This is a genomic window from Nonomuraea sp. NPDC049695 (assembly GCF_040674955.1).
Lineage (GTDB): Bacteria > Actinomycetota > Actinomycetes > Streptosporangiales > Streptosporangiaceae > Nonomuraea > Nonomuraea helvata.
Window position 1 is genome coordinate 1 of sequence record NZ_JBFANV010000045.1, and the last position, 26550, is coordinate 26550.

The window sequence follows — 26550 nt, forward strand, 5'->3', positions numbered from 1 at the left end:
GCTAGAAGCGGCATGCGCGCCCCCTCAGTAGCGAACGGCTATGGTGCGAGCCTTCGCCAGGTCGTCGTGGTTGTCCACCTCGACTGGCCGGCTGCGCCGGCCAGCGGCCGCTGCAGGTGGCGGTGGTGTGGAGCGGCGAGGAGCTGCGGCGCTTCAACGAAGTGGTGGACGAGTACGGGTCCGTCAACGTCTATTCGGCGGGCGACAACATCGGCGCCCTGCTGCGTGGACCGGCCCAGGAGGTCCTTCCCGACGTGGCCGTGATCCCCCGGCTCGGCCTGCTCTTCGACCCGTCGATCCAGAGCCGCATCAGACCGCTGACCGAGGCGGGGTCCAGGCAGCCGGAGTTCTGGCGCGGGCTCGTGACGCCGTACGGGAGCGACGAGCGGCTCGGGGCCTGGTTCAAGATCGCGCACAAGTCGCTGGTCTGGCACCGGGCCGGCGAGGGCACGCCGCCCGCGAACCTGGACGGCTGGCAGCCCGGCAGGCTGGCGATCGGTGCGGCCGACGGCTGGGTGCTGAGCGACTGGTTCGAGAACGTGCTGCTGGCCTACGCCCCCGAGGTCTACGGCGGGCTGTTCCCTCCGCTGGACAATGCCGACTGGTGGCGCGCGCCGCAGGTGGCGAGCGCGCTCAAGCTGCTCGGAACGCTCTGGCGGAGCGCGTTCACCCCCGAGCAGGGCAGGCGCGCTCTCACCATGCAGTTCCACGACTCGATACTCGACGTGTTCGTCTACCGCACCGCCGACCTGGTGGCCGCGCCCGATTTCGCCCTGCCGGTCATCGAGCGTTACGCCGGCAAGGGCGTCGCGGCGCACTTCCGGTTCCCCGCCTACAGGCAGAACCCGGCCCCGCTGGTCGTCGGCGGCGACGTGGCGGTGGCCATGAAGGACGGCGGCGAGAAGGCGGTCGACTTCGTCAGCTGGCTGACCAGGGAGCGCAAGAAACCGGACGCGCTGACCCGCTGGGTGGCCGACGGCGGGTTCCTGACGCCGTTCACGCTGCCGCCGCACGAGCTGCTGCGCGAGCCCGCCCAAGAGCTGAAGTCCGCGGCGAACGCCCACTACGACCTGTCCGACCGGCTCCTCGGCGGCCTGGAGGGCGGCGACGGGCGCGGGCTGTGGCGGGTGCTCACCGAACTGTTCACGGATGTCACCGTCAACACGGTCGAGCCGGACACCGCGGCGCGCACGGCCCAGGACAAGCTCTACGCCGGCAGCAGGGAGGGCGCCCTGTGAACAGCTTCATGTTCGAGGTGGCGCCGCATCACGACGCCAGGATCCCGGTGGTCAGGCACGGGATAAGCCGCTGGCGCGCGTCGCTCTACCTCCTGCTGGCCGTCCTGCTGTCTGCGGGCGTCATCCTGGTCCCGCTCTGCGCGACGGTGGTGCTCAGCCTCTCCCAGGGGCTCGGCGCGTACGACGTGCTGTTCGACGGCAAGGTGCTCCAGGCGCTCGGCAACTCGTTCGTGTGGCTGGTGCTGGCCGTGGTCGTGTGCGTCGTGGGGCTCGGCCTGGCCTGGCTGGCCAGGAACGCGGGCCCCGTGCTCGGCGGCGTGCTGCGCTTCCTGCTGGTGCTGCCGGCCGCCGTCTCCCCGCTCACCACGGGCGCGATCTTCCGGCTGATGTTCGACGCCAACCCGCGGCGCGGCCTGGTCAACGCCCTGCTCGGCACGGAGGTGGCCTTCCTCGGCCCCGTGTGGATCTGGCTGGTGTTCGGGCTGGCGCTGATCTGGCAGTGGGCCGGGGTCGCGTTCCTGGTCTTCCACGAGGCGCTGGCCCGGATGCCGACCAACCTGCTGCGGATGGCCAGGGCGTTCGGCGTCGGGCGGCGGCGCCGGCTCTGGTCCGTGCTGCTCCCCGCGCTCGCCGGCCCGGCCGCGCTGGCGTACCTCTTCGCGCTGGTCGCGGCGGCCCGGGTGTTCGACGTCGTGCTGATGGGCGCGCCCGGGTCGATGCAGGCCGAGATCGAGGGCGGCGGGCTGTTCTGGTGGCGGCACCACGGCGACCTGGGCGACACGCGGGCCTCCGCGCTCTCCGTGGGGCTGTCGGCGCTCGTGGCCGTGATGGCGGTGCCCGCCCTGTCCGGGCTGCGCGGGCGGGCGACCTGGGCCGAGCCGGTGGCCGCCGCGCCTTCGCGGAAGGGCTGGCGGGTGTGGCTGCCGTCCGTGGCGGTGTCGGTGCTCTGGGTGCTGCCGTTCGCGGTGCTCGTGCTGACCTCGCTGCGCGACCCGGTCGCCGCGGCGCAGTCCGGGTGGTGGAGCGGCGGGCCGTGGACGCTCGGCTCGTACGCGGACGCGCTGGCCGACGCCGGATTCGTGCACGCGCTCGGCACCACGTTCCTGCGGGCCTTCGTGGTCGTGTGCCTGGTGCTGCTCGCCGCGGTGCCGGCCGCGTACGTGCTGGCGCACGAGCACCTGCTGCCGCGCCGCGCCTGGCGGCCGGTGCTGCTGGTCGCGGTGGCCCTGGCCGTGCTGCCGCCGCAGGCGTTCGCGGTGCCGCTGCAGCAGTGGCTCAGCCCGGTCGGCACCGCTCCGGCGCTGGCCATCGTGCACGCGGCGCTGGTGATCCCGCTGGCGGTGCTCGTGCTGCACAACGCGTTCGTCCGCGTGCCTGCGCCCATGCTGGCGCGTGACCGCTGGGAGCTGTTCCACGTGGTACGCGAGGCGCGCCCCGCCGTGGTGCTGGCCGGGGTTCTGGCGTTCGTCCTGGTGTGGAACGACACGGTCGTCGGGCTGCTGCTCAACTGGCAGGCGGGCGACCACCTGCAACTGATCGTGCTGGAGCAGTCGCGCCACTTCATGAGCGCCGCGAGCGCGGTGGCCGCGCAGTCGATGATCGCGACCGCGGTGCCCGTGCTGGTGGTCGTCGCCACCGCGCGCTGGCTGTACAGGGGGCTGACGCGAGGGGTACGCCGATGACGGACATCTCGCGAAAGGACCGCCTGCTCTTCCGCCTGTCCCGGCTCTCCAAGCAGGCCGGGGCACACCTGCCCGAGCTGGGGCTGGGCGGCCTGGTGACGGCGGGCGGCACGGTCCTGCTGCTGCAGGAGAAGCTGATGGAGCGGGTGGCGGAGTGGCTGCCGCCCTGGCTGCTCGTCATCCTGATCCTCTCGCTGCCGGTCGCCACGGGCTGGCTCACCCATGTCGTACGCAGCCGCCGCAGACCCGAGCCCCAGCCGATCTTCCACCGCCAGCCGTTCCCTGACAGGATCGACGGGCTCGTCGGCAGGGACGCCGAGATCCAGCAGGTCCAGGAGCGCGCCAAGGAGCGCGGGATCGTCGTCGTGCAGGGCGCGATGGGCATGGGCACGTCCGCCGTGTCGATCGCGGCCACCTGGGGCCTGACCGCCGACGCCCGCAAGCAGCGGTACGCCGACCTCCGCGGCCCCGACAGGGACCGTCCGGAGACGCCGCTGAGCGTGGCCCAGCGCGTCCTGCGTACCCTCGACCGGCCGCCCGGCGCCATCCAGGAGCCGCAGGACGCCACCGCGCAGGTGATGGAGGCGCTCACCGGCACCGACCGGGTGCTCCTGCTCGACAACGTCAGCACGTGGAGCCAGGTCGCCTGGCTGCCGCCCAGGGTGCCGGGCGCGCACATCGTGGTGGCGGGGACGTTCACCGACGAGCTGCCGCAGCACGTCGAGCCGATCCGGCTCGGCCCGCTCTCCTCGGAGGACGGGCGGCGGCTGCTGGCCCGCCACGTTGGCGAGGAGCGCGTCAACCGCGACCCCAAGGCGCTGGGGCTGCTGGTGGACGCCTGCCTCGGCACCCCGCTGGAGATCATCAGGATCGGCCGCTGGCTCGCCCGCAACCGCAAGGTCACGCTCCAGGACCTGGTCGACGACCTGCGGAGCGTGTCCGTCGACAAGATGCTCGACTTCGTGCTCGAGCGGAGCATCACGCAGCTCAGGCCGATGGCCCAGCAGCTGTTCGTCCTGCTGGCGGGGCTGCCGATCGCCGAGGTGGATCATCTGGCGGCCGCCGCGCTGCTCGGCGTGCCCTCGGCCGGGGACGCCATCGGAGAGCTGGCCGACCTGGGCCTCGTCGAGAACGTCCGCATGACGCGCGTCCGGGTGGCCGGCGCGTTCCGCCGTGGCGGCACCCCCCTGGAGGCCGCGGCCTGGCGGCGCCTGGTCGAGCACTTCGCCGACCGCGCCGACACGTACGGCGCCCTGCTGCCGGGCGAGGAGGCCCGCGCCTGGTTCGCGATCGAGGACCGGGTGCTGCTGCAGGTGCTGGCGTTCGAGAGCCCGGTGCCCAAGACCGCACGGGCGCTGGCGCGGATCGCGGACGGGCTGGAGACGTGGTTCAGGCTCGAGCAGCGGCACGAGGACCGGCTGCGGGCGGCGGAGGCGCTGGCCAGGGCGGCCAAGACGATCGGCGACGAGCACGTGCAGGCCACGGCCGAGCTGCGCCAGTGCGCGATCCTGCTCACCTGGGGCGACCCGCGCAAGGCGCGCCAGCACTTCGACCAGGCGGCGGCGCTGCGCGTCAAGGTGGAGTCGTGGCCCGCCGAGCTGCACCTGCAGCACGCGGCCATCCTGCTGGCCGGCGGCGACGAGTTCACCGCCGTCGAGTCCGCGCTCGTACGCTACGGGCAGGCGCTGTCCGGTGGCGACTTCGCGGGACACTCGATCCGGCTGACCAACGTGGCCGCGCTGCTGCTGCGCAAGGGGCAGACGCTCGACCACGACGGCCGCGGCACCGAGGCGCGGCGCCTGTACGTCGACGCCCGCGCCGTCCTGTACGAATCGCTCGCCCTGGCGGAGCGGGCCTCGGATCCGAGCGCGGCGGCACACGCGCAGGAGCTGCTCGCGCTCGCGCACCACTACCTGGACCAGCCCCACGACGCGAACTCCCACCTGAAGGAGGCCGAGCGGCTCTACGCGGAGAGCGCGGACGAGGTCGGGCGGGCCCGCTGCCTCGTGCAGCGGGCCGTGGCGCTGCTGGACCAGCCCGATCACCGGCAGGACGAGGTGGTCGCCCTGCTGGAGGAGGCCGAGCCGCGGCTGCCCCCCGCGGGGGTGAGCATGGCGCTGACCCACCTGCACCTGGCCCGGCTGCGGCCCGACCGGGCCGCGGAGCACCGGGCGGCCGGGCTGGCGGCGCTGGCCCCTTGGGACGGGATCGCCGAGCCGCGGCAGGTCAGCGAGTTGCGGGCGAGCTTAGCGGCTCTCTGATCTCACACCTGGATGGTGGCCAGGGTGCGGCCGTCGAAGGTCTCGACCGTGAAGTGGTTCAGCTCCGACTCCGGGAGGCTGGTGCCGCCGTGCAGCAGCAGGGGGTCGGGGGACCCGGGCACGCCGTACCCCTTGTCGGGGACGCCCCAGCTCGCCACCGTCTCCGAGCGGCCGTCGTCGCCCACCGCCATGAGCCGGCACTGCAGCGGGCCCTTGACGCCCTTGAGCTCCAGCGCGACGTGGGTGCCCCAGCCCTTGTCCTCCAGGCCGACGACGGCGGACACGCCGGTGGCCGGGTCGGCGGAGGAGTACGTGTGGCCGGTCATGAGGAGCGCACGGGCCGGGCTGTGGATGCTGTCGGGGTTCGGGCCGCCGGTCACCGAACTGACCGCGAGGAACACGCCGGCCGCCACGACGAGGCAGGCGGCGGCGGACATGAACGCGCGATGCAGCCGCCGGCGGCGGCGCTCGGTGGCGGCGCGGCGTACCACGAGCGACTCGACCTGGGGGTCGGGCGGGTGGGGCAGGAGATCGTCCGGGTGCACGCCCTTGATCAGCTCCCCCATCGCCGCGAACGCTCCGGCCTCCTCCGCGCAGCTCGCGCAGCCGCTCAGGTGACGTTCGAACTCGGCGCGCTCCTCCTCGCTGAGCAGGCCGAGCGCGTACGCGGCCACGTCCTCGTGACGCACCTCCGTCATGAGCGCGTCACCTCCTGCCTGCTGTCGTGACGCGGCTCTTGTGTCATGGCAACGTCACCCCCCTTTCCCCGTGACTTTCGTTGCGACTTTCCCGGTGACGCGGCTCCCGTGTCATGGCAGCGTCTGTCATGGCAGCGTCACCCCCCGTTCCTCCAGCGCGACCCGTAACGCCCGCATGGCGTAGTAGACGCGGGACTTCACGGTGCCCACCGGCACGCCGATGGTCTCCGCGGCCTCCTGGACGGTGCGATCCAGCAGGAACGTCTCTGTGAGCACCTGGCGGTGGGCTGGCGAGAGCGAGAGCATCGCGTCCGTCACGACGATCTCGCGGAGCAGCCGGTCGTCCTCCGCCGCCACGGCGTTGGCGCGTTCCGGGACGTCCTCGACGGTGTCGAGGGGGCGAGAGCCGGAGCGCCGCCGGTTGTCGATCACCACCCTGCGGGCCACCGTCGCCAGCCAGGGCATCAGCGAGCCGGAGTCGGTGCGCAGGTCGTGAAGGTTGCGCCAGGCGCGTACCAGGGTCTCCTGCACGACGTCCTCGGCCCAGCGCCGATCGCCTCCCGTCAGGCGGACGGCGAAGGCCATCAAGGGGGCGCCGTACTCGCGGTACAGGGCTCTGACCATGGCTTCGTCGGTTACGCGGTGATTCACGCCTCGGGCTCCTCGCACTGCGGATATCCCGAAATATCCCGCTGATATTGGAATTCTCACTGTAGCCAGCAGAAGAGCCGGGGGATGGCACTTTGCGCTTCTCGCTGTAGCGCTGGATTGATCGGCCGACGCAGGCGGACGCAGCCCGAGCCCCAGGGCCGCGCGGTGGCGCCGGCCGATCAGCGGAGTTGGATGCCGACCAGGCAGGTGTCGTCGTCGGTGTCCGAGTTGCTGTGGGTGAGCAGGTAGTCGAGGCGGTGCTCCAGCGTGGACGTGTGCCGCGTCGCCGTCCGCAGGAGTTGCTCCTGTGAGTGGTGCAGGTCGCGGTCACGCCGCTCGATCAGTCCGTCGGTGTACATGAGGATGATGTCGCCCTGCTCGAGCTGGACCTGCCCCTCGTCGTAGTCGGCCTCGGACACCGCGCCGAGCAGAACCCCGCCGATCATGTCCATCTCCACCGCCTCGTCCCCCCTGATGAGGATGGGGGGCAGGTGTCCGGCCCTGGCCCAGCGCAGCACACGGGTGTGGGGGTCGTAGAGCGCGCAGATGGCGGTGGCCGTGACGTTCTCGGTGAGGTGGTGGGCGACCAGGTTGAGCCAGCCCAGCATCTGGCTGGGGCTGGCGCCGGTGGCTGCCAGGCCACGCAGCGCGTTGCGCAGCACGACCATGCCGGTGGCCGCCTCGATCCCGTGGCCGGCGACGTCGCCCACCGACAGCAGGATCTGCTTCGACGGCAGGATGGTGGCGTCGTACCAGTCGCCGCCGACCAGATGCTCGTGCTCGGCCGGCCGGTAGCGGACGGCGATGTTCAGGTCGAAGGCCTCGATCGGCCCTCGGGTGGGCGGCATGATGGCCCGCTGCAGTTGCAGGGCCAGCCGGTTGCGCTCGGCGGCCTGCTGCTCGCTGTGGGCGAGCTGGTCGCGGGTGGCGGCAAGCGCCACCTCCGTCCAGTGCTGGGAGGAGATGTCCTGGAACGCGCCCCTGATGGCCAGCAGCCTTCCGTCGGGGGAGAGGACGGGGTCGGCGACCACACGGATGTGCCGGGCGATGCCGTCCGGCCGCTGCAACCGGAACGTGGTGGAGTCCGGCAGGCGGTGATACAGCAGCTTGCGCAGGAAACGGCCGATGGCATCGGCGTCGTCGGGGTGGGCGTAGTCGGCGAGCTGCTCCAGCGGGATGGGAGGCTGGCCCGGTTCGAGCCCGTGAAGGGCGTAGAGCTGGCTGCTCCAGATGATCTCCCGGGTGAGCGCGTTCTCCTCGAACGCGCCGATGCGGCCCAGACGCTGGGCATGCTGGAGCAGGCTGGCCAGGCGCGCCGACTCGTCCTGCAGCCGCCAGATCAGCAGCACGCCCTCGCCGTGACGGGTGACGCTGACGGTGGCGATGTTGTCCAGCGGCACCTGGTCCACCAGCGCCGTGATCGTCATGTGGTCGGCGATGAACGGCTCGCCGGTCGCGTGCACGCGCTCGATCACCGAGAACAGCCCGCCTTCGTCGGCGGCCAGCGGGTACGCCTCCAGCATCAGCGCGCCGCTGACGACGCCGGCCGGGCGGCCGGCCGGGTCCACGAAGCGGGGGTTGATGTGGCTGATGCGGAAATCGGCGAGATCGCCGTCACCGTCAAGATGCGGAGTCAGCACCAGGGCGGCGTCCGGCAGCGCGTCGGCCAGGTTGGTCAGCTCCGCCAGGCCGGGCGTGCCGCCGGGGTCAGCGGGCAGCTCGAGGGTGTGCGCGCACAGGTCGGCCAGGGCCTCGACCTGCTTGATCACCTGCGGCGGCTGCGGCTCCAGCGGAGTCGGCCAACCGATCTCCAACACGCCCAGGATGCGCCCGCCCGTCCCCGCAGGCACGGTCACCCGCCCCCCGTCCGGAGCCTCACGCATCCCGATCGAGGGCAGGCCGACCTCGCTGAGCGCCCGTGTCCACACGGCGTCCCGCTCGATCAGCGCGCAGTGGGCGGGAGTGGCGACACCCGGCGGGACATAGCGCCACCGCCCGGCCTCCGCCGCGCTGAAACCGGCATGGCCGACAAGGGTGAGGGAGGCGTCGGGTCCCGCCGCCCAGATGGCCACGCCCGTCGCTCCCAGCGGCGCAAGGGCGTGCTCCAGCAACGACTGCGCCACAGCCTGGGACTCGGTGGCCGCCAGCATGCCGATCTCGGCCGAGCGCAGCCGAACCGCCACATCGGCCACCTCGCGCGGGCTCCGTTCCGGCCGCATCGCGTCCAGGAAGTCACGCGCGGTCTGGCTGATGCGGTCGCGCGCCGCCTGGTTGATGATGTCGGCGGCCAGCTCGAGCTGGGTTAAGTCCGCCTGTTCCGCCAGGGTGGCGAGCTGCTGCGCGGCCGCGGTCGGGCCGCACTGCAGCCGTTCGACCAGGATGCCTTTGGCCACCTCGATCAGGGCGCGCCCCTCAGCGGCACGCTGGGCACGCCGGATCTCCTCACTCAGTCGGTCGACGGTGGCCGCCAACCGCCCCACGTTCGTGGCGGCGTCGGCTTCCGTACGGACGACCCGTGAGAGGGGGGCAGTCGGCTGCTGATGGCTTTGCAACTTCGGATGCTCCTTGCCGGTGACCTGCTACCTCGGTGAGCGTCAGGCGTTGAGCCAGTATTGGATCTGCTCGATGAGATAGCTGGTGTCGACGGGCTTGGTGACGTAGTCACTGGCCCCGGCCGCGATGCTCTTGTCCTTGTCGCCCGGCATAGCCTTGGCGGTGACCGCGATGATCGGCAGAGTAGCGTACTGCGGCATGGCCCGGATGGCACTTGTGGCGGCGTACCCATCCATCTCCGGCATCATCACATCCATCAGGACGATATCGACGTCGGGGTGGGCGATCAGGGTGTCGATGCCCAGCCGGCCGTTCTCGGCGTGCAGCACCGTCATGCCGCGGCTCTCCAGCATGCTGGTGAGCGCGAACAGGTTCCGCGTGTCGTCGTCGACCACGAGGACCGTCCGGCCCGCCAGAGGGCTGTCGCTCTCGACTACCGCGGGCGCCTGCACCGGTTCGCGCCGGATCAGCGGCGGCACCTCCCCGGCCCGATTGGCGGTGAGGTGCAGGGCGATGCGCTCGCGTAGCTCGTCCAGGCTGGACAGCTGTTCGAGCGGCCGGTCCGGGGAGTGCGCGGGCAGGCGCGTCTCCTGCCGGGTGGTGGTGCGCCAGCTGCTGTAGGCCAGGACAGGCACCCCGGCCAGTGCGGGGTCGCTCTCCATGGTCTCCAGCAGGTGGTAGGCCGCCCCCTCGGGCAGGTCCAGGTCGAGCACGATGCAGTGACAGGGCTGGTCGGCCAGCGTGGTGGCCGCCTCCTGCACTCCGGCAGCGGTGACGAGCTCGATCGTCTCGTCCCATCTTCCCGACAGCTCCGTGACGACCGTCTCGGTGACCAGGGAGAGCAGCCCGCGGGGCCGATGCTCGATCACCAGGAGCCGGCGGCGCTGCGGGGACGGCGCCGCCGGTGGGCCGGCTTCCGCGGGCTCGTCCTGTCCGGCCTCCTGCGCCTCGCTGGAGGGCTCCGCGAGGGCGGCGCGTTCCTCGAAATCGGGGTGGGCGATCGGCAGGTACAGGGTGAAGGTGCTGCCCTGGCCGGGCGCGCTCTGCGCGGTGATCGCGCCACCGAGCAGATGGGCGATCTCGCGGCTGATCGACAGGCCCAGCCCTGTGCCGCCGTACTTGCGGCTGGTGGTGCCGTCGGCCTGCTGGAACGCCCCGAAGATCATTTCCAGTTGGCGCTCGTTGATGCCGATGCCGGTGTCGATGACCCGGAAGGCGAGCGCCGCGCCGTGGGCGCGTACCGTGGCGGGGAGCTCGTTGTGGCCGGCCGGCTCGATGCGCAGCTCGACGCCGCCGCTCTCGGTGAACTTGACCGCGTTCGACAGCAGGTTGCGCAGCACCTGGCGGAACCGCGCGTCGTCGGTCAGCAGCTCCACGGGGATGCCGGGCGCGGTGACGATCTGGAAGTCCAGGCTCTTCTGGCTCGTCATCGGCCGGAAGGTGGCCTCGACGTAGTCGATCAGCTTGGGCAGGGACACCCGCTCGGGGTTGACGTCCATCTTGCCTGCCTCGACCTTGGACAGGTCGAGGATGTCGTTGATGAGCTGCAGCAGGTCCGAGCCGGCCGAATGGATGATCTCGGCGTACTCGACCTGCTTCGGGCTGAGGTTGCGCGTGTGGTTCTGGGCCAGCAACTGGGCGAGGATGAGCAGCGAGTTGAGTGGGGTGCGCAGCTCGTGGCTCATGTTGGCCAGGAACTCGCTCTTGTACTTGGACGCCAGCGACAGCTGGTGGGCCCGCTCCTCCAGCTCTTGGCGGGCCTGCTCGATCTGCAGGTTCTTGGCCTCGATGTCCTGGTTCTGGCTGGCCAGCAGCCGCGCCTTCTCCTCCAGCTCGGCGTTGGAGTGCTGCAGCTCCTCCTGCTGGAGCTGGAGCTGCGCGGAACGGGCCTGCAACTCGGCGGTCAGGCGCTGGGACTCGGCCAGCAGCTCGTCGGTGCGGGCGTTGGCCACGATGGTGTTGAGGTTGACGCCGATCGTCTCGGTGAGCTGCTCGAGGTAGGACCGGTGGACCGGGGTGAACGTGTGCACCGAGGCCAGCTCGATGACACCGAGCACCTGCTCCTCGAAGATGACGGGCAGCACGACCAGGGCGCTGGGCGGCGCCTCGCCAAGACCCGAGGAGACCTTGACGTAGTCCGGCGGGAGATCGGTGAGTGCGATGCTCTTGCGCGTGCTCGCGACCTGGCCGACCAGCCCCTCCCCCACCCTGAACCGGGTGGGACGGCCGGAGTCGGCGGAGTAGCCGCAGGCGCTGATCAGCCGGAGCTCCTCGCCGTCGGCCAGGAAGAAGGCGCCGTACTGGGCGGACACCAGCGGCGTGAGCTCGTTCAGGACCAGCTCGGCCACCGTGGCCAGGTCGCGGTGGCCTTGCATGAGCCCCGACATGCGGGCCAGGTTGGACTTGAGCCAGTCCTGATCCTCGTTGGCCCGGGTGGTCTCGCGCAGCGACTCCACCATCGAGTTGATGTTGTCCTTCAGGTCCGCCAGCTCGCCCTCGGCGTCCACGGTGATCGACCTGGTCAGATCGCCCGAAGTCACCGCGCTGGTCACCGCCGCGATGGCGCGCACCTGCCGGGTCAGGTTACCGGCCAGCTCGTTGACGTTCTCCGTCAACCGCTTCCACGTGCCGGAGACGCCCTCCACCTCGGCCTGGCCGCCCAGCCGGCCCTCGCTGCCCACCTCGCGGGCCACCCGCGTCACCTCGGCGGCGAACGACGACAGCTGGTCCACCATCGTGTTGATCGTGGTCTTCAGCTCCAGGATCTCCCCGCGCGCGTCCACGTCGATCTTGCGGGTCAGGTCGCCCCTGGCCACCGCCGTGGTGACCTGGGCGATGCTCCGTACCTGGTTGGTCAGGTTGTCGGCCATGGAGTTGACGCTGTCGGTGAGGTCCTTCCACGTGCCGGCCACGTTGGGGACCCGCGCCTGGCCGCCCAGCTGCCCCTCGGTGCCCACCTCGCGGGCCACCCGCGTCACCTCGTCGGCGAACGCGCTCAGCGTGTCGACCATCGTGTTGATCGTCTGTGCCAGGGCGGCCACCTCGCCCTTGGCCTCCACGGTGATCTTCTGCGACAGGTCGCCGCGTGCCACCGCCGTGGCCACCTGGGCGATGCTCCGCACCTGGCTGGTCAGGTTGGAGGCCATCACGTTGACGTTGTCGGTGAGGTCCTTCCAGGTGCCCGACACCCCGCGCACGGTCGCCTGGCCACCCAGATTGCCCTCGGTGCCGACCTCGCGGGCGACCCGCGTCACCTCGTCGGCGAACGACGAGAGCTGGTCGACCATCGTGTTGATGGTCTCCTTCAGCTCCAGGATCTCGCCGCGTGCGTCCACCCGGATCTTCTGCGACAGGTCGCCCTTGGCCACGGCCGTGGTCACTTCGGCGATGTTGCGTACCTGGGCGGTGAGGTTGTCGGCCATCACGTTGACCGACTCGGTCAGCGCCTTCCAGGTGCCCGAGACGCCCTTGACGTCGGCCTGACCGCCCAGCCGCCCATCGGTGCCGACCTCGCGGGCGACCCGCGTCACCTCGTCGGCGAACGACGACAGCTGGTCCACCATCGTGTTGAGCGTGTTCTTCAGCTCCAGGATCTCGCCGCGCGCCGACACGGTGATCCTCTGTGACAGGTCGCCGCGCGCCACCGCCGTGGCCACCTGGGAGATGTTGCGGACCTGGTCGGTGAGATTGCCGGCCATGAAGTTGACCGAGTCGGTCAGGTCCCGCCAGGTGCCGGCCACGCCCTTGACGTCGGCCTGACCACCGAGCTCGCCCTCGGTGCCCACCTCGCGGGCGACCCGCGTCACCTCGTCGGCGAACGACGACAGCTGGTCCACCATCGTGTTGACGGTGTTCTTCAGCTCCAGGATCTCGCCCCTGGCGTCCACGGTGATCTTCTGCGTCAGGTCGCCCTTGGCCACGGCGGTGGTCACTTGGGCGATGCTGCGTACCTGATCGGTCAGGTTGCCCGCCATGGCGTTGACGGACTCCGTCAGATCCCGCCAGGTGCCTGAGACACCCATGACCTCGGCCTGGCCGCCGAGCCGCCCGTCGGTGCCCACCTCACGGGCGACCCGCGTCACCTCAGAGGTGACCAGGGACAGCTGGTCGACCATGCCGTTGAAAACCGAGGCGATCTCACCGAACAGGCCGTCGGCGTCGGCGGGCAGCCTCGTGCCGAAATTGCCGTCCTTGATCGCCGTCAGTCCGGCGAGCAGCTGCCTCAACTCCGGCTCTCCCACCTCGGCCCCGGGAGTGCCGGCCGAGCGGGACCCCTCGATGGTCGAGCCACTCATGTCCACCTCACTGTCTGCCTCACGGTCAAGCCCGGTGCGATGCTGCGACCCATCACGAGGCGATCATCGCGCCCCGATCGACGCCCAAAGAGGAGCCTTGTTTCCTGAATCTTTAGACGTGAGATTACTTGATGGGGCACCGTTTGTAATCCGGCGGGATGTGCCGGGAAGGTAACATCGCAGTTAGAGGCGGCAGTCTCCTCGGCTTTACGGACGCCGCGGCATTCAGGCCGGTATGCACTTCGGCTCGGTGAAGGTCACCTTCTCCTTCGGGAGCGTGTCGAGCAGCTCCACCCTTTCGACAGCGCCTCCGCCGACCAGCTGTCCCTGCTCGTCCAGCGAGTTGTAGCCCAGGTAGCGGTAGGTCTCCGGCTCGAAGATGAGGACCAAGCGGTCCGGAGTCTGCACGCCGATGCCGCTGCGCCCCAGGGCGTCGGTGACCGACGGCTTGATGGAGACCCCCCTCATCTCCGAGATCAGCTTGAACAGCGAGGCACGCAGGCTGGGCCGTACCGCGGACATGCTGATCAGGTCCTGGAGCGTGTACATCTCGCGCAGCTCCGGCTTGGCGGGGTGCTTGGCCGCCGCCTGCCGTACCCGCTCTCTGAGCGCCGCCACGTCCGTGGGCCAGTTCTCGAGGTCGAGGTAGGTCGTGCCCATGGCTCTGCTGAAGCTGTCGGAGCAGAGCTTCATGAGGGTGACCTGCTCGCCCTGGCGCATCATGAACTCGCGTGAGCCGTCGGCGGGCGACCAGTCCTCCCGGGCCTCGGCCTGGATGCCCGAGGAATCGCCGGACCTCGCGCCGCTGGAGTAGAGGTCGCGGCCCACCGTATGCACGATCTGGCCCGGGCGCGGGTGGAGATCCGGCTCCGACCCGGCCGACTCCGCCGCCCTTGCCAGCAGTTCCTGCGCACTGGCCGGTTTGGCGTCCGTGGTCACCTGTACGGCGGCGAACCCCACGGTCAGCGCCGCGGCCAGCCCCCCTGCGACCGCGAATCTGACCCTCGCGCGGTCGCGCCGGGGCTGTCGCATGCCGTTCAGCAGCCGGCGCCGGGCCCCGGCCAGGTCGCGCTCGGTGCCCGCGGGGATCTCCGCCCACATGGTCTTGAGGTCGTCCATCACTTGTCTCCCAACGTCTCGCGAATCTTGGTGCGGGCCCGGTTGAGCCGGGAGCGCACTGTTCCCACCGGGATGCCGAGCGCGCCGGCCACCTCCTCATAGGTGAGCTCCGCCCAGGCGACCAGCAGCAGTACGTCGCGGTCGCCGCGCTTGAGCTTCAGCAGGGCCGCGGCCAGCGGCCGGTTGACGGCCAGCGTGTTGACCTCGTCCTCCACCGGCGGCACCCCCGGATGCACGCCACTGCGGACATACGCCTGGTACAGGCTCAGCTCGGTGCGTTTTCGCTTGCCTATGACATTCGAGGCGATGCCGTACAACCAGGGGCGCGCGTCGGGACGCGAGCGGTCGTAGCGGTCCCGGTGCTTGAAGGCCGCGAGGAAGGTGTCGGAGACGACGTCCTCGGCCGCGTCCGGGCCTAATCTGCGTACGGCATAGCGGTGCAACAGGGGTGCGTGCCTGTCGAAGAGCGCCGCGAAGACCTCCGGTTCACGGAGTGACTCTTGGATGAGGGTCGCGTCGTCGGACTGGTCGACTTCGCGGGTGATGGTCATGCATATGAGCCCTTCTTGGTATGTCAGCGGACATCGTTACTTACCGCCGCACGCCGAAAGGGTTCACGTTCGGGCCTGGGTGTGATGGCGATGCGTACGCTGCCAGGGAGCCGCGCACGCCATAGAGGGGTTGAAAGGTGCCGGATCCAGAGATCGTCGCAGAGGTCGCCGCCCTGGTTTCGTGGGGAGCCGCCGAACGAGATCACCGCCCGTCTCAACCATCTCGTGCCATGAGTGCCAAGCGCCTGGCCGCGTTATGTGCGGCTGCCGTCCTGTGCGCGGCGTGCACCGCGGCGCCGCCGCCGCGAGGTGCGTCCGCGCCGGCCGCCGGCTCTCCAAGCGTCACCGCGGCGCCCCCCGAACCCGCTCCAGTCCGTACGGCCCGGGGCCGGGGCTGGCGACTCGAGCACGTCGGCGACCAGCGCGGAACCCGGCTGAAAGCGGTCGCGGCCAGCGGCCCGCGCGACGTGTGGGCGCTCGGCAGCCCGCACGAAGGCACCGGCCGGCTGCTGCTCCTGCACTTCGACGGCGAGCGTTGGCGCGAGCACCCCGCACCCGAGGTGACGTGGGACTCCAAAGATGACGAGAGGTTTCCCGCGCTGGCGACGACCGGACCGCGCGACGCCTGGATCTTCGCCGCAACCGCCGCTCTGACCGCGCACCACTGGGACGGGGAGCGCTGGAGCCGGGTTCCGCTGCCGGACATGGACTACAACTCGGGCGAGCGGGCCGGCGCCACCGCCCTCGCGCCCGACGACGTGTGGCTGGTGGTCGGGGATCACGCCGCGCACTGGGACGGGCGGGCCTGGGCCGTCATGCGCCTGCCCGCCTGGGCGGCGTCGGTGTCAGCCGCCGCACCCGACCAGGTGTGGGCGGTCGGCGGCACCGGCCGGCCGCTCGCGCAGGGAAGCTTCAGCTCGCAGGCGGCGACCATGCGCTGGGACGGCCGGTCATGGCAGCTCGTCCCCGCGCCCGAGGACCGCACGCCAAGCAAGGAGATCAACAGCCAGGGCCGGCCGGACGGCAGCATCCCGTCGATCAGGCTCACCCGGGTCGTCGCCCACGGTCCCGGCAACGTGTGGGCGATCGGCACCCGCAAGGTGTTCGACTACGAGGACGGCAGCAGGAGCTCCACGATCACCATGCACTGGGACGGCACGGCCTGGTCGCGAGCGCCGGGCTCGGCCCACGTCAGCGCGGCCGGCTCCGACGGCGCGAACGGGATCATCCTGGTCGACTGGGACACCGCCACGGGCGGCTTGAGCGGGACCATCCAGGTCGCGCCCGACGGCAGCCGGACCGAGCTCCCGCCGATGGCTGGGGCGGACCGCAGACGCGAGATCGACGTCTCCGCGGTGAGCGCGGTGCCCGGAACGAGGACGGTCTACGCGGTCGGCCTCGCCTATGGCAAGAACTCCGGGCCCATGATCGCCCGTTACCACTGAGTTCACTCATGGTCTGAGGAGGTCGGACGGGGAGCCTTCTACCTGCGCAAGCGTCTCAAGCCGTCGAGAGCTGTCGTCGCAGGTCCGAGCGCGGTGGCTGGTTGGGCCATGCGGTGTCGTCAACCGCCAGCCATGGTTCGCCGGCCAAGGTCGTGGGGGTCACCCCGGTGAACGTCATGACGTCCCGATGCAGGTGGGACTGGTCGGCGTAGCCGCCGTCGGCCGCGACCTGGGCCACGCCTTCACCCGCGACCAGGCGGTGGGCAGCATGGTCGAAGCGGACCAGCTTCGCGGCGCGCTTGGGTGGCAGGCCGATTTGGGAGTGGAATCGGGACCACAGGCGTTTGCGGCTCCATCCGACCTCCGTCGCCAGGTGGTCGATCCGGACGAGGCCTCGGCTGACGGCGATCCGGTGCCAGGCCCAGGCCACCTCCGGGTCCACTGGCGGCGCCGCCTCATGTCGGCGGGCGAGCACCGCGTCGGTCAACGCGAAGCGATCCTTCCAGGAGGAGGCATCGCCCAGTTGCTCCCGGATCCGTGACGCCTCTCGGCCCCACAGGTCCTCAAGGGTCACCACGACATTTTCCAGCTCGGCCGGGCTGACGCCCAGAATCGCGCGTGCCACCGTCGGAGCCAGGCGCACCTGCACGCATTCGACGTTCTCGCCTCGCACCCGAATCGCGCCTCCGAACCCGACCCCGAGCCCGGCGACGACACTTCCCCGATGCTGCCGTCCGGCGGCGTCGTCCACGAAGGGTATGCCGTCACCGAACTCCACAGCCAGCATCACGGCCGGGTGCGGGACCATCCGGAGGCCGACCGCGGCCAGGCTACGGACACCGAACCCAGCCATGCTGACACCGGCCGCCCGGCTGGGCCGCGCGGGGCGTGCGACGTCCCACGCAGTCACATCGTCACGTTCGTACGCGGTGGACCGCATCGTCACATGCTAGGCGAGCCGACTGATCGGAACATTCGTTCAAGACGCTGACGCGCACCTGCAGCGACCGTAGACCCATGGTGATTCCTCTGGGGCTCGATGACCCCGCCATTTCGACGACACCGACCCGCGGACTCCGCACCGGCAGGCTGAGGTGAGCCGCACGGCACGGCGCCGGCGGCGCCTCCTGATCGCCTCGGCTGTCCTCTTCGCCGTCGTCGGGTTGCTTCTCGTGAACGCGGAGCTGGTGACGCGCCAGGGCGCCGAGGCCAGCGGGAATTCAACTCTGCCCCTCGACGGCGGGAACATCTACGTGCGCCAGGACGGCCCCAGCGATGCCCCTGCGCTCGTACTGGTCCACGGGCTCGCCGCGTCGACCCGCTCGTGGGACGCTCTCGTTCCGCTGCTGACCAAGTCCTATCGCGTCATCCGGATCGACCTGCTCGGGCACGGCCGGTCGGCCAAACCGGCCGGCGGCGGCTACGAGATCCCCGAGCAGGGACGCCGGGTCGGAGAGGCAATGGACCGGCTCGGCGTCAAGCACGCCGTAGTGGTCGGCCATTCCACCGGCGGCGTGGTCGTCACGTCCCTCGCCGAGCAACGACCGGACCTAGTGACCGCGCTCGCGATCATCGACACCGCACCCCGCTTGGACGCCTTCGTATCGAACAGCTTCGTCGGCGGGCTCGTGGGTGCCCCCGTCATCGGGCAGCTGCTGTGGCGGTTTCGGACCGACAGCGTGATCCGCAACGGCGCGAGCACCGCGTTCAGCCGCCGCGGCTACAAGATCCCGCAAGCGATCGTGGACGACGTGCGCGGCATGACCTACCACGCGTTCACCGCGACATCGCAGGCCGGCGACGACTATCTGAAGCAGCGCGCGCTCCCCGATCGGCTGATTCCCCTCGGCAAGCCGCTGCTAGTGATCTTCGGCAAGGAAGACCAGAGATGGCGATCCTCATCCGCCGCGGAGTACCGCGCCGTTCCTGGCGCGAAAGTCGAGGTGCTGCCCGGCATCGGACACACACCCATACTCGAGGATCCGCCACGGACCGCCGGACTTCTGCTGGCTTTCACCGCGAGCCACACTGCGCCATCGCACTGACCGAGACAGTGAGCCCGACGACAAACTTCGCCGAACCTAGGAGATCGCGATGCCACACACCAGTTCAGGCATTTACTGGGAGGAACACGGCCAGGGCCCTCTGACACTTGTCATGTTGCCGGGATTCGGCGCCTCGGCTGACCTCATGACCGGAATCGCGCGACACCTCAGCGGGTTCCGCGTCCTGATCTTCGACCTGCCCGGACATGGCCAGTCCGTACGCGCGCCGGCGGACGGGAGACTGACCACGCTGGCCGCGACCCTGCACGACGCGATCAACGACACGGGCGTCGACGCTTACTGCCTGGTCGGCTACTCCCTTGGCGGTGCGATCGCGATGCGTATCGCGCTTGACCACCCGGAGGAGGTGCGTGCGCTGGTCGGTGTCGTTCCGTGGAACGCCGCGGGGACGACCGCCGGCGACGAGGTGATCGCCGGCTTCGATGCCGCGTACGGCGATGTCGAGGCCCTCACGCAAGCAGTGGCAGCAATCTCCTTGGACCCGTCGAAGACCTCGGGTCTGACGAGCAGCATGCTGACCGTCACAGAGCGGATGTGGCACGGCTGGCTGGCCGGCGGCGCGCTGACAAGCCAGGCCGACGAGCTCTCTGAGATACGCGTACCGACCTGCTACATACTCGGCGGAAAGGACATCGTCGTAGATCAAGCCAAGCAGCTTGACGACGTGCGGCGCATCCCCGGAGGCCGTGCGGTCCTGCTGAGCGATCTTGGCCACTTGTGTGGCCTCGAGATGCCCGACGTCGTCGCGAATGAGATCTCGAACTTCCTGGAGCCAGTCCTCAAAGGTGGCCGGTGATCTGGCTGGAACCCCATCGGCTTGACCTTGACGCGACGGCAAGGAGAGCGGGTCCGGGGAGGTCTGAGGGGGTCGGACGGGGAGCCTTCTACCTGCACGAACGTCTCTAGCAGTCGGCACCCGTCGCTACAGGTCTGACTGCGTTGGCTCCCCCACTTGGCCCCCTCGCCCCGAACCGTCGGGTGGCCCGGAGGAGTCTCACCTCCGGGCCACCCGGCGGTTCGGGGCCCAGGGTGAGCACGGGTGTGCCTTCCCTACCGACGTTGGCGCGTCGGTCATGCTTGTGGATTCACATGATCACGGGAAGGTACACCCCTTCCCGATGATCCACAGATCTCAAGCATTGCTCTGGCGGCATCTACGGGAACTACTGGGGACAGGTCCTCCGCGATGTAGACACCGAGAATCTTGACCCCTTCGACCCAGGACTTGAAGCACTCGACGAGGATGGCGGTGGCGATCCGGAGGATCTCCTCGACGAACTCGGACTCCTATGACAAGCGTCCTCACCTGCGTCCGCGTGCCATGCATGAACACGGTCATGGAGAGATGGGGGCAGTCCCGCCGCCACGAGCTCTTGGACCGCTGCCTGCTCTGGAATGAACGCCACCTACGGCATGCCTTGCACGAGTACGAACACTTCTACAACGAGCGATCGCCTCCCCCGTCCGCGGCATCAGGCCAAGTGTGGTAGGCGAATCAAGTGTCCGGATCTTCCCGTCGATGCGGGGACGGCCAACGTCCTCAACCGCCGTACAGATGCCGTGCATTTTAACTTCAATGAGAGGTTTGGTCGGCTTGGCTTACCGCTCCTGTCGCTCTCACTTGCCACAGGCTAAACCCGGCCGAGGTTGAAAACTGATTCGCGAGTTCCATGGAATTACCTATTGATCGCCTGGAGATCTCCTTCGGAGGAGTCTGATTCGCCGGCTCCAGAGTTGACCGCCTCGCACAGGATGGCACAAACTGAAAGTAGTGCATCTGCGACTATGTGCAACCAACAGTCCAAAGGATCAGGCGCTGTAGACATGCAGCCAACCAGAAACGCACAGAAGAGGGACCCGCGATGAGCAGAACAGTGATGACGATGGGACGCACTGGCGTCGTCGCGCTTCTCCACGGCAGAGCTCCTCTTCACGTGGATTTTCGCGAGATCACGTTCGAGTGTCACTTCTCGGCGGATGCTGTGAACGGTGGCGCGACTCCCGCGCCTAAGCCCCGGATACAGGTAACGGTATCAACGCAGGCGCGTTGGTTCGAAGTGGAGATTATCCCACCCGGTGGTCAGCGTGAGGTCATGGAAAGGTCATCTCAAGGCGGTCGGATCTCGTGGGCCCGACCCGTTGTAATGGAAGGGGGTCGCCCGCAGGTCGAGCCGAGGTGGCTTGCGCGTCGTGCGATGGGCGCCTCCGACTGGGAGATTGACGATCCACTTGGCACTGTTGGTGGCCTGTCTCAGCACATTGACCCGACGCAGCCAGTTGGTGGGGGCGTTGGCCCAGGTGGCGGTGGGGGCGGTGGGAGCGCGTGGACGTACACACGGCTGCTTGATCCCGCGACGGACGAATCGGGAAGATGGACAGTAAGAGTTCATAATCTCGGTGACGACGATCAGGATTTCAGCATTGCAATCGATCATCCGGAAACCGTTCAAGAGCTCCGCGAGACTAGAATCCCGTTTCAGCTAATCAATCGAACCTTCGCCCAAGCGCTCCTGTCGATGCAGCTGCGTATCCATATCGACAGCGGTCAGGCTCGCATCGAGTTTGATAGAACGTTCCAAGAGCTCACAGGCGTAGAAAGCCAGATCTTTTCAGTTACCGATGCCCTCAAGGACATTAATCTGCAAGAGTTCAAGATCTGGATGGGCAACGAGGCGGGCATTCCAACGATCTTCGCCAGCCTCGACTTGGAGGAGCGCGGGGACGAGATAGGAGTTCCATATTGGCCCGACATCAACGTAGAGAATCTGGCAATTACCTGTCGAGTGCAATTGAAATTCGACTATCCACGTGGTCCGAACTTTTTCGATACGGCAATGAAGCGAGAAAACGCTCAGATACTTCGTAAACCAATATTGGTATCTGCCTTTCTCGATGCCAATCCACACATCAACAGTCTCTGGGCATCGTTCGCAGACATGATTTTGGCGATTTCCGGAGCTTTGGGGATAACAGACGCGTCCAGTATCGATGAATACGTTCAAGCTGCCCTCGAGGATGCCGAGGATAAGCTCGAGTTTGCGCTCCAGAAGGCCGCTCCGTACTTTCAAGACGTCATCATGAACTTGGTGGACAGAGAAGCCGTACTGTTTCGAATTAGCGCAGACGACAGTGCTATTGTCGTTTCTCATCACCGTCGTCCAAGCCTGCGAGACTTCTTGAATGATCACGGAGGGCCTATCGGAAACGGGACCAGTACGAGGCCTGTTGCCGATCGAGTTCCGGCCAGTCACTCGTCAGTGTCCCTTGAGGCACTGTCCGCGAGGTCGACAAACGTCGGCCCGAGGAATCACCCAAGGCTGTACGAAGGCAAAATTGACCATATCGTTGTCCTCATGATGGAAAATCGATCATTTGATCACATGCTGGGTTATCGCCATTTTTCCCATCCCGAGGTTCACGGGCTGACCGGTAATGAGTCGAATCCTTTCTCACAGGGCCCACCCTACGATGTACATCATCTCACGGCCACTGCGGGCCTCCGGAGCCCAGATCATGGCTTCAATGCGACGATCGAGCAGATCGCCGAGGGGGCAATGAGCGGTTTCGTGGAGAACTACTCCAGACGCTCTGTTGATCCGGGCCTCGTCATGGGGTACTACGAAGCCACGGAACTTCCCATGTATGAATTTCTCGCCAACAACTTCGCTATCTGCGATGCATGGCACAGTGCTCATCCTGGTGAAACGCAATGCAATAGGTTTGCTACCCTGACGGGTGCAGTTCCCGAGCTGACCAATCTTGAGCTTTCCGATCCGCGTTTGGGCTACTATGACGATTTGACAATTTTCGACTACCTGTCGCGGGAGGGTATTGATTGGGTTTATGCCGAAGGAAACGTTGCCTTCCTTAGGGTGTTTGACAAGTATCGGATCGACGTATCGCACGTCATTCCGTATCAAGATGACTTTAATCAAGGCATCGAGGACACGTTCGTGCAAAGAGTCCAGCGTGGAGAGTTGCCCAGCGTTTCGTTTATTGACCCTCGTTACATTGATGTTCCTCCGGCATGGGATGCAAATGACGACCTGCCGCCCGCAGATGTCTGCCGTGGCCAGCAGCTCGTCAGTCATGTGTACTCTCTACTGTCTAACGCAGCGACATGGCGGAAGACCCTTCTTCTCGTGACTTATGACGAGCACGGCGGGTTCTTCGACCATGAAGCGCCGCATGGTATGGCGGCATCACGCGTCCCTACGCCTTTTCCGCCTCTGCATCCGGACGGCCCCCAGCACCTTGGAGTGCGCGTTCCCGCGTTTGTCGTGAGTCCATGGATTGACGGCGGGAAGGTCTTGCACACCACGTACGATCACACATCGATACTGAAGACGATCCTGCAACGATTTGCACCTGCGGACTTCCCTATTGCGGACGTTTTCGGGCCGCGTGCCGCCGCAGCGAACGGTTTGCTCTCCGAGCAACTACGCACAAGCGCGCGCCTCCAAATACCGCAGGAACCGCACATCGAATGCATTCTTCGACCAACTAGGCTGCCGGCGGGGCCATCTGCGGAGCTAGACAACCGAGACTTTCACCTATCAATGCGATTGCTTGGCTTGCCTGCCAAGTACCGCGATCGCGCGGCATCCTGATAGGACAAGCGGTCAGTCCTGGGCGCCGACGCTCAACGACCGGAGAAGTAGACATGTCATCACAAACAACTAATGAGCGCCGCGAAAAGCGTCGATTCATAATTGGCTCGATTATGACCCCGATTTTGCTTGTAATCGGGGCGCTCTTTGGCACATACATCATTGCACCATGGCAAGACCAAAACGTGGAAAACGCCAGAAGACAGCGCTACGAGAATGAACCACCGTTGCGCGTCAGAATCAGAGAGATCTTGCCTGAACCCGTGACATATGTTTTCGATCAGCCACTCTCCATGGAGAGCAAGCGAGCACTCCAAACGGAACGGCTTTGGGAAGGCATTCTCGCCAAAGCAACGCCGTTCGACAGCCAGTGCATTGAAGACTCTATTGATCCATCCCTCAAAAAATCGGTATGTCAGAAGCACGAAGGTCGGACGCACCACGAGGTTACTCTTATTGGAAGACGTCAAGAAGCGGTTCGAATAGTAGACATAAGAGCTCAACTTATCGATACTCACACGCCGCCGACCGCAGCGATTGTATTCGGTCCCACTGGCGGCGGTGGTGACATCCGGGAAGGTGGGATCCCATTGGGCTCCAGCGACCTGCGGCTTCGAGACCCCGATACATCTCAGCACTACTTTGACGAAAAATTCGTCTATGTGTCCGAAAATGAGCCAGAAGTCTTTTTCGTTGACACGAGCAGCAGCACATATGACTTCTTGTGGGAAATAGTCATTGACTTGATGGTGGAAGGCGAGAAAGAGAACATGGTCGTGCGTGCGGACGGATCGACTCAAGTAAATGGGAAAATCTTTGGCCCCGACGGAACGCTCCTTCGAACAGATGGAAAGCTGACAGGGACCCCCTTCCGAAACCCTGGCCCAATACAACCCGTATCTGCCTACAAATCAGCCTTTTCTTGTGAAGTAGGTGAGGCCTGCAAGCCAACACTCAAGGAGGATTGAGACATGCGCCACGGCGCGCTAGCTATCGACAGCAGTCAGAGGTTCTGGCCCGCCTGCGCTGCTGCCCTCACCGCGCGACCGAGATGGTCCAGGTGATCCTCGTCCTGCAAACCGTCGAAGACGGCCGCCGCCGCTCTGGATGAAAGCGCTCAGTGCTGGATCAAACCGCCGACCGGGACGGGATTGACATGGCCCGCTGCCGGAAGGGTCTGTGCCAAAGTGAGGCCGACATCGACGATCGGCGGAGGCATGCAACGTCGGGAATCGGGGTCCAGGCCGACTCGGCGGTTTCGCCGTTCGGCTCAGGCCAGAGTTGGCCACCCGTGATACGAACCCGGTAGAAGATGTCCACATTCTGATGCTCGGGCAGGCCGGGCAAGCGGTCGGCCGCGGGAATCACCCTGGAATCCACACCCAGCAAGCGTTCAACCACCCCGTCACAGCCGGTCTCCTCGGCTACCTCCCGGATGACCGCGTCGAATGGATCCTCCCCGTGCTCAACCTTTCCGCCCGGGAGCGTCCAGTGCCGCTCGCCCTTCGGTCCTACGTAATGAGCGAGCAGCACCCGTCCGTCCTCGATGCACACGGCGTACGCCGCCAGTCGGAAGCTCATCGCCGCACGCTATCCCAGCACCCAAGACCCGCGAATTTCGTTATCGATCTTGGTTGACAGCCGCCTCACTGGAGCCCTTCCTGCCGGCCCAGGCAAGCGCCCCATGCCCATCCCAAGCAGCCACGTCAGGTTGAAAATGGCTCACTGGGGGCGTTGGCGCGATGATGCGGGACACGGTGGAGCGGGTGTGAGTCGGTCAACCGCACCGTCGCTCGTCGGGGTGACCAGGCAAACTCAGAGTCGGATTCTGATCATGATCGGGTCCGATCTGGCTGCCCAGCACGCGCGCCCGAGTACGAGAGCTCAGGTACAAGTGATACAGCGCGAGAGCGTTGTAACCGTCACGAACATCATCGATATTCAGATCGAACAAGTCGAGGAACTCGACTTTCGAAAACGCTCTGCCTGCTGCGTGCCCCTCCCCCAGCAGAGCCGCTTTGTGAGCTGTCGGATGGGCCAGGCTCCATTCATCCTGCGACATCTTGACCCACCCAGCGGAGCGTTCCGTCTTCGATGATCGCCGCTATGCGGACAAATGGCCGATCTTGCGTGAGCGGGTCCCATTCCCCCTTCTGCTCGATCTTTCCGCTTGCGTTCGTTGGCAAGGTCATGAGAACCGCTGTTACGCGCTCGCCTGCGAGTCCAGGGGAGTAGCAGCGACCACTGCAACCCCCGACCTTGCCCCCACGCTGGTACGTGAGCGTGTAGTCCCAGACAGCCGGCTGGCTTGGCCCTAGTAGGTGCATCTGCCCGTACCGTCCTCCCGCGCCAAGGAGACTTCGTATGTGCACATACTAGGTGCAGATCTCGTAGGCTGACACTCGGTTCTGTGAGATCCTCTGGGCATGACGGAGCGCGACACGTACAAGCCTCTGTACCTGGTTATCGCCGAAGATCTCCGAAGCAAGATCAAAAGTGGCGAGCTGCCTGCGGATGCGCAGGTGCCCAGCGAGCGCGGCCTGTGCGCCACGTGGGACTGTTCCGCGATCACCGCCCGTCGCGCGCTGACCGAGCTACGCAACGAGGGAACGATCTACACACTCAAGGGCAAAGGCGCTTTCGTCTCCTCCCAAAAGCGCCCATTGATTCGCGTTGCCCCTGATCGATTCCATCGGGCAAACAAGCATGTCGCTGCATACAGGAGAGAAGCCGAAGAATCCGGCATTGACATTCAAGTTGATTGGGAGACGGAGCGCACAGAAGCACCTGCGGAGGTCGCCGAACGCCTCGGGATCGAGGAGGGCGATCCTGTCACCGAGACCGCGTACAAGATCAGCATGGGCGGCGAGCCCATTTCAATGAGCCTTGCATGGGAACCTCTGGCAATCACCGGTGGCACGGAGATCGAACTCCCGCATGAAGGACCGCACGCAGGTGCGGGCATCGTCCCCCGTTTTGATGCCATAGGCCGGCACGTGGACATGGAGGAGGAACTCCTCCGTGCGCGCATGCCAGAACGACACGAAATCTCTCAGCTTAAATGTCCGCCTGGCGTTCCGGTCATAGAGATCTGGCAGACGTTCTGGGCGGATGACTTGGCGGTGGAGGTTGCGAAGATAATCTTCAGGGCGGATAGGTACGCTTTCCGGTATCGACTTCCGATCCATTAAGAGGTCAGAACATGTCCACCGAATTCGGCGGCGTGCAGCCTGAAGATCTCTGCGGAGACGAATACCTCGTCGAGGATTCTTGGGAAGCGTTCACAGTGACGTGCATCCTCATGCAAGGACACGATGGGGAGCACGTGGACAAGTCTGGCGCGTTCAAGTGGGCCTACCCAAAACCTAGCATGTGAACCAA

General features: G+C 67.0%; 18 protein-coding genes. 9 read left to right on the forward strand and 9 right to left on the reverse strand.

The window, feature by feature from the left end:
• Positions 1-125 precede the first annotated feature (125 nt).
• The 3 genes from AB0J64_RS32310 to AB0J64_RS32320 are packed head-to-tail and all read left to right on the forward strand — an operon-like array spanning position 126 to position 5181.
• Positions 126-1238 carry a hypothetical protein gene (locus AB0J64_RS32310; RefSeq protein ID WP_364035234.1) on the forward strand — a complete coding sequence of 371 codons (1113 nt, stop codon included), beginning with the start codon at positions 126-128 and terminating at the stop codon, positions 1236-1238.
• Positions 1235-2920, forward strand: coding sequence for an ABC transporter permease subunit (locus tag AB0J64_RS32315; protein WP_364035237.1), 1686 nt, complete (start codon positions 1235-1237; stop codon positions 2918-2920). Before AB0J64_RS32310 ends, AB0J64_RS32315 begins: the two co-directional genes overlap by 4 nt.
• Positions 2917-5181, forward strand: coding sequence for a tetratricopeptide repeat protein (locus tag AB0J64_RS32320; protein ID WP_364035240.1), 2265 nt, complete (start codon positions 2917-2919; stop codon positions 5179-5181). Before AB0J64_RS32315 ends, AB0J64_RS32320 begins: the two co-directional genes overlap by 4 nt.
• Positions 5182-5183: 2 nt before the next feature.
• Here AB0J64_RS32320 and AB0J64_RS32325 read toward each other — a convergent pair whose 3' ends face one another.
• The 6 genes from AB0J64_RS32325 to AB0J64_RS32350 form a co-directional block, all read right to left on the reverse strand.
• Positions 5184-5879 carry a zf-HC2 domain-containing protein gene (locus tag AB0J64_RS32325; RefSeq protein WP_364035243.1) on the reverse strand — a complete coding sequence of 232 codons (696 nt, stop codon included), beginning with the start codon at positions 5877-5879 and terminating at the stop codon, positions 5184-5186.
• A 126-nt stretch (positions 5880-6005) separates the two neighbouring features.
• Entirely contained in the window at positions 6006-6530 is a 525-nt protein-coding gene (locus AB0J64_RS32330; protein ID WP_364035246.1) for a sigma-70 family RNA polymerase sigma factor, read from the reverse strand.
• Between the two features lie 179 nt (positions 6531-6709).
• Positions 6710-9082, reverse strand: coding sequence for a SpoIIE family protein phosphatase (locus tag AB0J64_RS32335; protein WP_364035249.1), 2373 nt, complete (start codon positions 9080-9082; stop codon positions 6710-6712).
• A gap of 42 nt (positions 9083-9124) precedes the next feature.
• A complete protein-coding gene (locus tag AB0J64_RS32340) occupies positions 9125-13378 on the reverse strand; it encodes a HAMP domain-containing protein (RefSeq protein WP_364035252.1) in 4254 nt (1417 codons plus the stop codon).
• Between the two features lie 225 nt (positions 13379-13603).
• On the reverse strand, positions 13604-14497 hold the full coding sequence (locus AB0J64_RS32345) for a CU044_5270 family protein (protein WP_364035255.1): 894 nt from the start codon (positions 14495-14497) through the stop codon (positions 13604-13606).
• Positions 14497-15048 (reverse strand): RNA polymerase sigma factor, encoded by a 552-nt coding sequence (locus AB0J64_RS32350; protein ID WP_364035258.1) that lies wholly within the window; start codon positions 15046-15048, stop codon positions 14497-14499. Before AB0J64_RS32350 ends, AB0J64_RS32345 begins: the two co-directional genes overlap by 1 nt.
• A 230-nt stretch (positions 15049-15278) precedes the next feature.
• Here AB0J64_RS32350 and AB0J64_RS32355 point away from each other — a divergent pair, with 230 nt between their 5' ends.
• Positions 15279-16493 (forward strand): hypothetical protein, encoded by a 1215-nt coding sequence (locus tag AB0J64_RS32355; RefSeq protein WP_364035261.1) that lies wholly within the window; start codon positions 15279-15281, stop codon positions 16491-16493.
• A gap of 55 nt (positions 16494-16548) precedes the next feature.
• Here the strand turns inward: AB0J64_RS32355 and AB0J64_RS32360 are convergent, their stop codons facing one another.
• Positions 16549-17433 carry a helix-turn-helix domain-containing protein gene (locus AB0J64_RS32360; protein ID WP_364035264.1) on the reverse strand — a complete coding sequence of 295 codons (885 nt, stop codon included), beginning with the start codon at positions 17431-17433 and terminating at the stop codon, positions 16549-16551.
• 154 nt (positions 17434-17587) lie between these two features.
• Between AB0J64_RS32360 and AB0J64_RS32365 the strand changes: the two genes are divergently transcribed.
• The 4 genes from AB0J64_RS32365 to AB0J64_RS32380 all read left to right on the forward strand — a co-directional run bounded on the left by AB0J64_RS32365 (position 17588) and on the right by AB0J64_RS32380 (position 24137).
• Positions 17588-18538, forward strand: coding sequence for an alpha/beta fold hydrolase (locus AB0J64_RS32365; RefSeq protein WP_364035267.1), 951 nt, complete (start codon positions 17588-17590; stop codon positions 18536-18538).
• A 49-nt stretch (positions 18539-18587) separates the two neighbouring features.
• Positions 18588-19355 carry an alpha/beta hydrolase gene (locus tag AB0J64_RS32370; RefSeq protein WP_364035270.1) on the forward strand — a complete coding sequence of 256 codons (768 nt, stop codon included), beginning with the start codon at positions 18588-18590 and terminating at the stop codon, positions 19353-19355.
• A 1066-nt stretch (positions 19356-20421) separates the two neighbouring features.
• On the forward strand, positions 20422-23169 hold the full coding sequence (locus tag AB0J64_RS32375) for an alkaline phosphatase family protein (protein ID WP_364035273.1): 2748 nt from the start codon (positions 20422-20424) through the stop codon (positions 23167-23169).
• 53 nt (positions 23170-23222) lie between these two features.
• Entirely contained in the window at positions 23223-24137 is a 915-nt protein-coding gene (locus AB0J64_RS32380) for a hypothetical protein (RefSeq protein WP_364035276.1), read from the forward strand.
• 160 nt (positions 24138-24297) lie between these two features.
• Here AB0J64_RS32380 and AB0J64_RS32385 read toward each other — a convergent pair whose 3' ends face one another.
• Complete coding sequence (locus tag AB0J64_RS32385) at positions 24298-24750, reverse strand: NUDIX domain-containing protein (RefSeq protein ID WP_364035279.1); 453 nt, start codon at positions 24748-24750, stop codon at positions 24298-24300.
• Between the two features lie 196 nt (positions 24751-24946).
• Positions 24947-25231: a hypothetical protein gene (locus AB0J64_RS32390; protein ID WP_364035282.1), complete on the reverse strand. Its 285-nt coding sequence runs from the start codon at positions 25229-25231 to the stop codon at positions 24947-24949.
• Positions 25232-25595: 364 nt separating this feature from the next.
• Here AB0J64_RS32390 and AB0J64_RS32395 point away from each other — a divergent pair, with 364 nt between their 5' ends.
• Entirely contained in the window at positions 25596-26360 is a 765-nt protein-coding gene (locus AB0J64_RS32395) for a GntR family transcriptional regulator (RefSeq protein ID WP_364035285.1), read from the forward strand.
• The last annotated feature ends 190 nt before the right edge of the window (positions 26361-26550 follow it).